Annotated in this window: 11 protein-coding genes; 6 read left to right on the plus strand and 5 right to left on the minus strand. The window is 62.6% G+C overall.

From position 1 onward, the window contains the following. The first annotated feature begins 241 nt into the window (after window positions 1–241). A complete protein-coding gene (ahcY, locus tag C1H69_RS03775; protein WP_102652076.1) occupies window positions 242–1651 on the plus strand; it encodes an adenosylhomocysteinase in 1410 nt (469 codons plus the stop codon). Window positions 1652–1701: 50 nt separating this feature from the next. On the opposite strand, the gene C1H69_RS03780 is transcribed toward ahcY, so the two are convergent. From C1H69_RS03780 to C1H69_RS03790, 3 genes are all read right to left on the minus strand, one after another. Next, window positions 1702–2163, minus strand: coding sequence for a hypothetical protein (locus C1H69_RS03780; protein ID WP_102652077.1), 462 nt, complete (start codon window positions 2161–2163; stop codon window positions 1702–1704). Between the two features lie 7 nt (window positions 2164–2170). Further along, a complete protein-coding gene (locus C1H69_RS03785) occupies window positions 2171–2527 on the minus strand; it encodes a DUF6152 family protein (protein WP_165789411.1) in 357 nt (118 codons plus the stop codon). 130 nt (window positions 2528–2657) lie between these two features. Then, on the minus strand, window positions 2658–3596 hold the full coding sequence (locus tag C1H69_RS03790) for an AEC family transporter (protein WP_102652078.1): 939 nt from the start codon (window positions 3594–3596) through the stop codon (window positions 2658–2660). A gap of 288 nt (window positions 3597–3884) precedes the next feature. Between C1H69_RS03790 and C1H69_RS03795 the strand changes: the two genes are divergently transcribed. From C1H69_RS03795 to sodC, 5 genes are all read left to right on the plus strand, one after another. Continuing rightward, window positions 3885–4178 carry a hypothetical protein gene (locus tag C1H69_RS03795; RefSeq protein ID WP_133154950.1) on the plus strand — a complete coding sequence of 98 codons (294 nt, stop codon included), beginning with the start codon at window positions 3885–3887 and terminating at the stop codon, window positions 4176–4178. A gap of 95 nt (window positions 4179–4273) precedes the next feature. Further along, the gene (locus tag C1H69_RS03800) at window positions 4274–4837 is read left to right on the plus strand and encodes a CBS domain-containing protein (protein WP_102652080.1); all 564 of its coding nucleotides are present in this window, start codon (window positions 4274–4276) and stop codon (window positions 4835–4837) included. A 29-nt stretch (window positions 4838–4866) separates the two neighbouring features. Continuing rightward, on the plus strand, window positions 4867–5073 hold the full coding sequence (locus tag C1H69_RS03805; RefSeq protein ID WP_133154951.1) for a hypothetical protein: 207 nt from the start codon (window positions 4867–4869) through the stop codon (window positions 5071–5073). 325 nt (window positions 5074–5398) lie between these two features. Further along, on the plus strand, window positions 5399–6238 hold the full coding sequence (gene metF, locus C1H69_RS03810; RefSeq protein WP_102652082.1) for a methylenetetrahydrofolate reductase [NAD(P)H]: 840 nt from the start codon (window positions 5399–5401) through the stop codon (window positions 6236–6238). 79 nt (window positions 6239–6317) lie between these two features. Next, on the plus strand, window positions 6318–6854 hold the full coding sequence (sodC, locus tag C1H69_RS03815) for a superoxide dismutase family protein (protein WP_102652083.1): 537 nt from the start codon (window positions 6318–6320) through the stop codon (window positions 6852–6854). Window positions 6855–6926: 72 nt separating this feature from the next. Here sodC and C1H69_RS03820 read toward each other — a convergent pair whose 3' ends face one another. Further along, window positions 6927–9086, minus strand: coding sequence for a TRAP transporter permease (locus tag C1H69_RS03820; protein WP_102652084.1), 2160 nt, complete (start codon window positions 9084–9086; stop codon window positions 6927–6929). Between the two features lie 91 nt (window positions 9087–9177). Next, the gene (locus tag C1H69_RS03825; protein ID WP_276308744.1) at window positions 9178–9333 is read right to left on the minus strand and encodes a TAXI family TRAP transporter solute-binding subunit; all 156 of its coding nucleotides are present in this window, start codon (window positions 9331–9333) and stop codon (window positions 9178–9180) included.

Raw genomic sequence — 9333 nt, forward strand, 5'->3', positions numbered from 1 at the left:
GGAATGGTCCGGTACCTTGCGTGGACGGCTGGGTTTTGTCTGAAAAGTCGGCGAGCGAAGGTCAGACAAGGCAAAAATCGGCGAAAAGACGGAGTTTACGGGGTGTAAATGAGTACTTTGAGTCGATTTTTAACGCCTTCTGGCCGAGCGTAGCCAGTTTTCGGACAGAGCCTAGACTTGGCGTGGGCGGTGTCGCTGGGCCTATAGTGAAGGTCACCGATTTCCGAAGGAGGGGTGACGCATGAACCAGGCTGTCGTATCTGCCTTGAAGGACCAGGATCACAAGGTTGCCGATATCACGTTGGCCGACTGGGGGCGGCGCGAGATCCGCATCGCCGAGACCGAGATGCCGGCGTTGATGGCAATCCGCAGGAAATACCATGCACAGCAGCCGCTGGCCGGTGCCCGCATTGCCGGCTGCATTCACATGACCATCCAGACGGCGGTACTGATCGAGACCCTGATCGACCTGGGCGCGACGGTGCGCTGGTCTTCATGCAACATCTTTTCTACCCAGGATCATGCCGCCGCCGCCATCGCCGCGGCTGGCATACCGGTATTCGCCTGGAAGGGCGAGACGGAGGAGGAGTTCTGGTGGTGCATCGAGCAGACGGTGGAAGGGCCCGATGGCTGGACCCCCAACATGGTGCTCGATGACGGCGGCGACCTGACGGCACTGCTGCACGACAAGCGACCCGAACGGCTCGATGCCGTTCACGGCATCTCGGAAGAGACCACGACCGGGGTATACCGGCTGCAGGAAATGCTGCGCAACAGCACGCTCAAGGTCCCGGCAATCAACGTCAACGACGCCGTGACCAAGTCGAAGAACGACAACAAGTACGGTTGCCGCCACTCGCTCAACGATGCCATCAAACGTAGCCTGGATCACCTGCTGGCCGGCAAGCAGGCGCTGGTGGTGGGTTATGGGGACGTGGGCAAGGGCTCGGCCGCATCGCTGCGCCAGGAGGGTATGATCGTCAAGGTCGCCGAGATCGACCCGATCTGTGCCATGCAGGCCTGCATGGACGGTTTCGAGCTGGTCTCGCCCTATGTCGCGGGCATCAATCGGGGCAAGGAGAGCGTCAACCGCGACCTGCTTGGCAGGATCGACCTGGTGGTGACCTGTACCGGCAACATCAGGGCCTGCGATGACGCCATGCTCGAGGCTCTCAAGCAGGGTGCCGTGGTATGCAACATCGGCCACTTCGACAACGAGATCGATACCGCCTACATGCGCCGACACTGGCACTGGGAGGAGGTCAAGCCCCAGGTGCACAAGGTCTATCGAGACAGCAAGCCGGGGCACTTCGACCCGGAAAGCCGCAACTATCTGATACTGCTTTCCGAAGGGCGCCTGGTGAATCTCGGCAATGCCACAGGCCATCCCTCACGAATCATGGATGGTTCCTTTGCCAACCAGGTACTGGCACAGATCCATCTATACGGGCAGCGTTTTGCCGAACTGCCGGATGCAGAGAAGGGGGGTGCGCTGGAAGTCACGGTGCTGCCGCGCCATCTCGACGAGGAGGTCGCCCGCTACATGGTCGAAGGCTTCGGTGGTGTACTGACTCGCATGACCGAAGCCCAGGCCGACTACACCGGCGTGCCGGTGGAAGGACCCTACAAGCCGGATACCTACCGCTATTGACGGGAATCGGGATGAGGGCCCAGTGACGGTTTCGACTCAGGCCGGCCGGGTCAGCCAACAAAGGCGAGAAAGCGCCCGGCCGCCAGAGCGCAGAGCCAGAGCGCCAACGACAGCGCCCCCGTGATACGCAGTCGCCGAGGCGAGCTATTGGCCAGCCCCGGTCCCAGGTTGATCAGCATGGCATTGACCACCGCCAGGCCGATCAACCCCAGCTTGAGCTGGAACAGCGTCATGGCGGCGTAGCCGGCAGGGTCGGCGAGAAACAACAGGCCGCCCATGGTGATTGCCAGCAGCAGCCCGCCGATTGCTACCGCCTGCAGCAGACGTCCCAAGGCCGCCAGGGGAAGCTCGCGCCGCCACCCCAGCAGTCGCAGGTCGAGGGCGGTGATCGCACCTATCAACAGGGATATGCCGACGACATGCAGGGTATTGACGATGGCATAGCCCCAGCGTGACAGGCGCATCCATTGTGCCAGTGACGTTTCAGCCAGTCTCGTCAGTAGCTCTTCCATTGATGGTTCAGATGCGGCCGGGATAGAGGACGAAGTGCGCTTCACCGATCCATAGCTGCTCGGCCTTCAGCAGGCGCTCACCGGCGTGTTCGCCCGAGGCACGAATCGCGACGCCTTCGGCCAGGTCTCCTTCCTCCAACCCTGCGCGCTCGTTACGCCAGGGCTGGCCCACCTCCACCGTCCACTCTTCGCCCTCCACCTCCAGGGTGAGTTCGCCGTGGGGGTTGCCTAGCCGTACTGCCGTAACGGTACCGCTGATTTCGATGGTTTCGCCGCCGACCCAGCCATGGTGTGCTTGTGCCGAGGTGCAGGCCAGTAACAAGACGCCCAAGGCGGCTACCAGCCATGAGACTTGCCGTCGCATGATCGACTCCTTTCACCGGGGTTTCTCTATCAGGCTAGTCATGGCTTCGCTGGCTGCAAGGTTTCCGACAACGCAAGCTATCGCTCCACCCATGAGGGCTGCCTGGCTTTACCCGTTGATGGTGAATGCTTCACTGCAGGCCGGTGAGCCGCGTCAGCCCACCCAGGTAGAGCGGTATCACCAGCGGCGCGGCAAGGGTGGTCAGCAATACGGCTATTGCCCCTTTCTCCGGACGAATCGAGAGCTCCATGGCCACCACCACCACGTTGGCGGCCATGGGCACCACGCCCAACAGCAACAGCACCATGGCCAGTTCGTCGGGCAGTGCGACAAGAGCCTGCAGGCCGAGCACTGCCGCCAGGGCGAGCAGTGGCCACAGCCCGAACCGCACCGCCACGCAAGCGCCGACGAAGCGTGCATCGATCTCCCTGATGGAGACTCGCCCCAGGGTCATGCCGATGATCATCATGCCCAGCAGGGTATAGGTCGAGGGAAACACCTCGAGACTATCCATCAGCATGGCTGGCATCGTGACCCCGAGGCCACTGACCAGCAGTGCCGCCAGGAAGGCATGGATCAGTGGCAGCCGGGTGATCTTGACCAGGCTCTGGCGCACCGAGAACTGCCCTCTGGCGCTGATATAGAAACCTACCGTGAACTCGTAGAGCGTAATGCCCAGCAGGCAGAAGAGGTACTGGGTCACCCCTTCCGGGGGCAGCAATACCATGGCTATGGGCAGCCCGAAGTAGCCGGTGTTACCGGTGCCGGCGGAAAAGGCCAGTACGGCAGCCTCCTCGGCGGGAAAGAAGGGGCGGACGAGGCGGCTTACCGCAATGGCAAGCAAGCTGGCCACCAGGAAAAGCCCCAGGGTCAGCAGCAGATGGCTCGGAGTGGGTCCACCCAGGGTCAGGCCCCGAAAGAAGGTCAGCGGGGCGATGATATAGATCAGCAGGGTAGCGATGGGTCGCGGGTCGATGGCCAGCGGCCGGGCACAGAGCCAGCCCAGGCCGACGAAGGCAAGCAGCATCCACAGGGGAGCCAGCAGGGTGGCACCGAGTTCGAGTTCCACTATCGGGTTTTCCGCATGTAAAGATGACTATCATGCCCGCTTCCGCAGGATTTTCCGATCATATTTAAGGAGGTTGTTGTAGAAGCCGATGCAGAGCAGGGCTGTAACCTTCGGATCACAGATTGTGGGGCATCGCATCCTGGCAGGATGGCACTTGAGCGTCGGGGGAGAGATTCCGCGCCGATATTTCGCATCGTCGGTTCTTGTGACGCCGGAGCCATTGCGCTAGCTTGGAGGTCATTGGATACGCGAGCTATCCGGACCTGTCACTCTTCTCAGATGGTGTTCATGCAACGACTCCTTCTTGCCTTTCTGATCACCCTGCTCTGCGGGGTTCAGCTGTCGACCGCCAGCGCAGTCGGCGAAGGGGCGCATGAGCTCGTCAAGGCGCCGTCCGGCATCTCGCAGGATGCCATCCCCCTCTCTTCCCCCCTGTTCGACGCGGATGCCGACGATGCCGAGCTCATGCGCCTTCCCACGACTTGGGTGGCGCAGACGACCAGCATCGTGCCGGCGGCTCCGGCATTCGTCCGCCGTCATGCCGAACAGCCTCCCGTGCGGGCGCCTCCGCACCGCCTCTGAATCTTCGACGATTTGACGTTTCGGCTCGCCGTGAGCCGCCATGACTCGTTGCCCGATACAATTCCTATACGGGCATATTTCAGAGGCTTGACCCTATGAAAACCTTACCCCTGTCCCGACTCGATCACGCGGATCATCTGGTTACCCCCCAGGAATTCTCCGACGTCGACATGCACTCTCCCGCGCTGAGCCTGATGAGCGACTTCCGGATGCATCAACCCCATACCGTCATCGCTTCGGCTCCGGCCAAGTGGGTCGCCAAGCTGATGATGACGGAGGGCGTGGATGGCAAGCTGGTGGTCGACAGCGGCCGGGAGCTCATCGGCCTGCTGACCCGGGAGCGCCTCTCGGAGCAGAACCTGCTGACGGCCCGGTCGTCCCTAGGCATCGACCTCGACAGCCTGACCGCGTCCGACCTGATGTTGCCACGTTCCGCCATGCCCGTGCTGGACTATGACACCCTGACGGCTGCCACCGTCGCCGATCTGGTGGCCACGCTGTGCGAGGCCGGGGAGCCGTACAGCCTGGTGCGGGATCGGGCCCAGCAGCAGATTCGTGGGCTGATCTCGGTGCACGAACTCTCCGAGCGGCTGCACCAGAACGTGTCGCTCAAGCCCAAGGACTCCGTTCTCGAGGTGCTGAAGCGGACCCGGGGCTGAGCACGCTCCCTCGATAGGGGCGTTCATCAATGGACCGGATGAACGCCCACCTCCATGCCCGCTTCTTCGCCGGCCTCGCTAGCGAAGCGCCGGTCGAGCGTACGGCACCCCCGTGGTGCCGAGGCATGAGTCGAGGCATCCTGCTACCATTCACCGCGGCGGCCCTGGCCCTGGTGTGGTGGGGCTGGCACAACCTGGACGCCGCCCAGCTGAGACTCGGCAGTCGACTCTGCTGAGTTCACCTCCCTCTATTCGAGGGAAGACGCAGCAAGGCCCGAATTCACGGTATGCCTCGTATGAGCGACAACACTCCACCCCTAGCAACCAATCGGGTGAGAGCGTGACAGGCTCAACGTGATGTCTAGAAGGTATCAACCTTATATTCCGATACCCAAAATACCGTCTATATGATTGTTACTAATAGGGGTGGCTCGAAACTTTCATTGGTCAGGCGATTGGTGGGGCGGCAGAATGCAGACTATCCAAGAGCCTCGTAGCAGAGTGCATTGAAACAGGCGCCGCCGTGGCAGGCCTCGCCAGGCAACGAAGAGGGTTTCATCGATGAGCACGCAGGAACATCCGCTGGGCATCAGTTTCGAGTTCTTTCCCCCCAATACCGACGCTGGGCGGGAGAAACTGGTAGGCGTGCGTGATGCCCTTGCCTGCCGCAATCCACGATTCTTCTCGGTGACCTACGGTGCCGGTGGCTCCACCCAGAGCCGTACCCTCGATACCGTAAGGGTGGTTCGCGAGTCGGGCATCACGACCGCGCCTCATCTCTCCTGTATCGGCAGTGAGAAGTCCCAGCTTCGCGACCTGCTCCGTCAGTATCGTGAGGAGGGAATCGACAGCCTGGTGGCACTGCGTGGCGACCTGCCCTCAGGCATGGGGGGCATCGGTGAGCTGCGCTATGCCAATGAACTGGTCGAATTCATCCGTGAGGAAACGGGGGACCACTTCGAGATCGCCGTGGCCGCCTATCCGGAATCCCATCCGCAGGCCCCGAGCTTCGAGAAGGACCTGGAGAACTTCGTCCGCAAGATGAGGGCCGGTGCGAACCTGGCCGTCACCCAGTATTTCTTTACGGCCGATGCCTATTTCCACTTCGTGGAGCGTGCCCGGGCGCTGGGTGTCGAGGCGCCCATCGTGCCCGGCATCATGCCGATTACCAACTACACCAAGCTGGCGCGTTTCTCCGATGCGTGTGGCGCCGAGATTCCCCGCTGGATCCGCAAGCAGCTCGAGACCTATGGCGACGATAGCCATGCCATCGCAGACTTCGGGGAGGAGGTGATTTCCCGGCTGTGCGAGCGCCTGTTGGAAGGCGGGGCGCCCGGTCTGCACTTCTATACCCTCAACCAGGCCGAGCCGAGCCTGAAAGTCCTCGACAACCTGTCTTGAGCGGCCGCTGGCGGCCTGACGAGTCAGCGTCTAGCCTGATGCCTGCATGTCCATGGAATCAGGAACAGGAGACGCTATTATGCGCCATGCATTCTTACCGGGAGTCGCGGCCGCCTCCCTGCTGTTGGCCGCTGCCAGCAGCCTTGCCGACGAACGCCATGACGTCGAGATGAACTGGGTCAGTGCCGATGGTATCGAGGATTCCATCGGCACTATCACGTTGGAAGACAGTGATCATGGCCTGCTGTTGAAACCCGACCTGAGCGGCATGCCGCCCGGCATCTATGGCTTCCACGTACATGAAAACGCGAGCTGTGAGGCGGGGGAGGACGAAGATGGCGAGATGTCCGCTGCCGGTGAGGCGGGCGGGCATCATGACCCCGACGATACCGACACTCACCAGGGCCCCTACGGTGAAGGGCATCTTGGCGACCTGCCGGTGCTGGCAGTCAATGAGGACGGTGAGGCAACGCTACCCGTGCTGGCACCGCGGCTCAGTCTCGATGATGTCGATGGTCGTAGCCTGATGGTGCACGAGGGTGGTGACACCTACTCGGACGAGCCTGAGGATGGCGGCGGCGGCGGTCGCATGGCCTGTGGAGTCATCGAGTTCTGACGTGACGGTAAAGAAAAAACCGCCGGCCCGAAGGCCGGCGGTTGCTTTCCGCAGCATGAACCAGGGCAGTACCTAGCCAGAGACCCCGGACTTGGCCTTGAGGGAAGCCGACTGCCACAGGAAGACCAGCCCGCCAATGCCCAGGCCGACCAGGTCGGTCATCCAGCCGCCGGCGATCATCGACAGGGCCGCTGCCAACAGCAGGACACGCTGCACGAGGTTGGCCGCACCGTTGAGGAACCACCCCTGCACGGCGGCGGCCAGCAGATAGATGCCCATCCCGGCGGTGACGACAACCCGCAGGATCTGCATCCAGGTGCCTTCCATCAGCAGGGCCGGGCTGTAGAAGAACATGAAGGGCACGATGAAGGCGGCCAGGCCGAACTTGAAGGAGGTCAGGGCCGTTTTCAGCGGGTCCGTGTTGGCGATGGCGGCGGCGGCATAGCCCGCCAGTGCGACCGGTGGCGTTATCGCCGAGAGCACGGCGTAGTAGAACACGAAGAAGTGGGCGACCAGCGGCGGGATGCCGATCTGCTGCAGGCCGGGTGCGACCACCGAGGCGGCGACGGCGTAGGCCGCGGTGGTGGGCATGCCCATGCCGAGCAGGATGCTGATGCACATGGCGAAGAACAGTGCCATCAGGTGGCTGGTATCGGCAATACCCAGCAGCATGGAGGCGAAGCGGGCACCGACACCGGTCAGCGAAATGACCCCGACGATGATACCGGCACAGGCACATACCGCGATCAGCGGGATCGCCATGCGCGCACCAAGGGACAACGCGTTGAGCAGTGCCCTGGGGCCCATCCAGTGCGGGGTGAACCAGGAGACCACGGCGGCACTGATCATGGCCAGGGTGCCGGCGCGAATCACCGAGTAACCCATGAAGAGGGTACCGATCAGGATGACGATGGGCAGGAACAGGTAGGCCTGCTTGACCATCTTGCGGAAGACCGGCAGTTCATCCTTGGACATGCCCAGCATGCCATCACGGCGCGCTTCCAGATCGACCATCATGTAGATGGAAAGGAAATAGAGCCCGGCGGGAATCAGTGCGGCAATGGCAATTTCGGTATAGGGAATGCCGGTGATCTCGGCCATGATGAAGGCGCCGGCACCCATGATCGGCGGCACGATCTGGCCACCGGTGGAGGCGGCGGCCTCGATGCCGCCGGCGCTGCGCGGATGGTAGCCGACCTTCTTCATCAGCGGGATGGTGAGTGAACCGGTGGCCACCACGTTGCCGGCGGAGGTACCGTTGATCATGCCCATCAGGCCGGAGGCGAAGACCGCCACCTTGGCCGGGCCGCCCCGTGCACGGCCGGCGGCGGCGAACGCGAAGTTGATGAAGTAGTCGCCGACCCTGGAAGCCTGCAGGAAGGCGGCGAAGGTGATGAAGAGAATGATATAGGTCGACGACACGGCGGTGGTCGGGCCGAGAATGCCGTTGTCGGTGTAGAGATAGGTGAAGAAGCGCGAGAAGGAGTACCCGCGATGTTCGAGCAGGCCCGGCAGGTAGGGCCCGGCAAAGGCATAGATCAGGAAGACGCCGGTGATGAGGATCAGAGCCAAGCCAGCCACACGACGGGTCAATTCCATGATCAGGGCCACACCCACGGCGGCGATCATGAATTCGGTCTGCCCGGCAAAGGGGGTGCCGGCGGCCATGCGCCAGCGATTCAGTACCAGAACCAGATAGGCGGCAACGAGGATCGAGGCAATGATCAGGATCGCGTCGGCCCAGTGGATGGAGCGGCTGGAGCTGCGCCATATCCAGCTGCTGACCAGGGCGATGGCGGTGGCGCCGGCCAGCGACCAGCTCAGGTGCACGACGAGCCAGTTGGCGGGCGGCGTGCCGGTTTCGCGCATGTACCAGGCGTAAAGCGTGCAAAAGACGGCGTAGCCGATGGCAGCGACCGCGGGAATCAGGGCGAACCATTCGACGCGGTTGATACGAACCTCACCGGGGCTGCGATCGAGCGTCATGGCCGCGGTGATGGCGAAGCCGACGGCAAGGCCGCCCGCGACGTGAATGATACGGAATGTCCAGGTCTCGATGGGTGAGACGTTGAGCGCATAGAGGTGCATGGCCGTGAACAGCACACAGGCGGCAAACACCGTCTGGCCGAGCAGGCCCGAGAGCACGCGCTCGTTGTGGGCGATGGGGATGTCGGCAACCCCATCAGTGCCGACTTTGGCAGCGGCTTCGTTGGGTTGGGTTTCGTGAGTCATACCGGAATGCCTAGGAGGTTACGGATGCCTGCGCAGAAGCGAGGCGTTGACGCCGGCCCGGAGACCGGCGTCGATGTCGCGTTGCGGAGGATCAGCCGCGCAGGTCTTCCGGAATGTCGTAGCCCTGCTCCTCGAACCAGCGCACGGCGCCCGGGTGCCAAGGCAGGAAGGAGTTGTATTCGAAGTTTTCGGGCAGCGTCTCGACCGCGGCGCCGTGGATCTGCACCATGCGGTCGTGGTTTTCCAT

It is taken from the genome of Billgrantia endophytica (assembly GCF_002879615.1).
In the GTDB taxonomy this organism is placed as follows: domain Bacteria; phylum Pseudomonadota; class Gammaproteobacteria; order Pseudomonadales; family Halomonadaceae; genus Halomonas; species Halomonas endophytica.

Coding starts and splice junctions, on each gene's coding strand:
- metF (WP_102652082.1), top strand. CDS start 5,399: ATGAGCACGCAGGAACATCCGCTGGGCATCAGTTTCGAGTTCTTTCCC.
- sodC (WP_102652083.1), top strand. CDS start 6,318: ATGCGCCATGCATTCTTACCGGGAGTCGCGGCCGCCTCCCTGCTGTTG.
- C1H69_RS03785 (WP_165789411.1), bottom strand. CDS start 2,527: ATGCGACGGCAAGTCTCATGGCTGGTAGCCGCCTTGGGCGTCTTGTTA.
- C1H69_RS03795 (WP_133154950.1), top strand. CDS start 3,885: ATGCAACGACTCCTTCTTGCCTTTCTGATCACCCTGCTCTGCGGGGTT.
- C1H69_RS03805 (WP_133154951.1), top strand. CDS start 4,867: ATGGACCGGATGAACGCCCACCTCCATGCCCGCTTCTTCGCCGGCCTC.
- C1H69_RS03780 (WP_102652077.1), bottom strand. CDS start 2,163: ATGGAAGAGCTACTGACGAGACTGGCTGAAACGTCACTGGCACAATGG.
- C1H69_RS03820 (WP_102652084.1), bottom strand. CDS start 9,086: ATGACTCACGAAACCCAACCCAACGAAGCCGCTGCCAAAGTCGGCACT.
- C1H69_RS03825 (WP_276308744.1), bottom strand. CDS start 9,333: ATGGAAAACCACGACCGCATGGTGCAGATCCACGGCGCCGCGGTCGAG.
- ahcY (WP_102652076.1), top strand. CDS start 242: ATGAACCAGGCTGTCGTATCTGCCTTGAAGGACCAGGATCACAAGGTT.
- C1H69_RS03800 (WP_102652080.1), top strand. CDS start 4,274: ATGAAAACCTTACCCCTGTCCCGACTCGATCACGCGGATCATCTGGTT.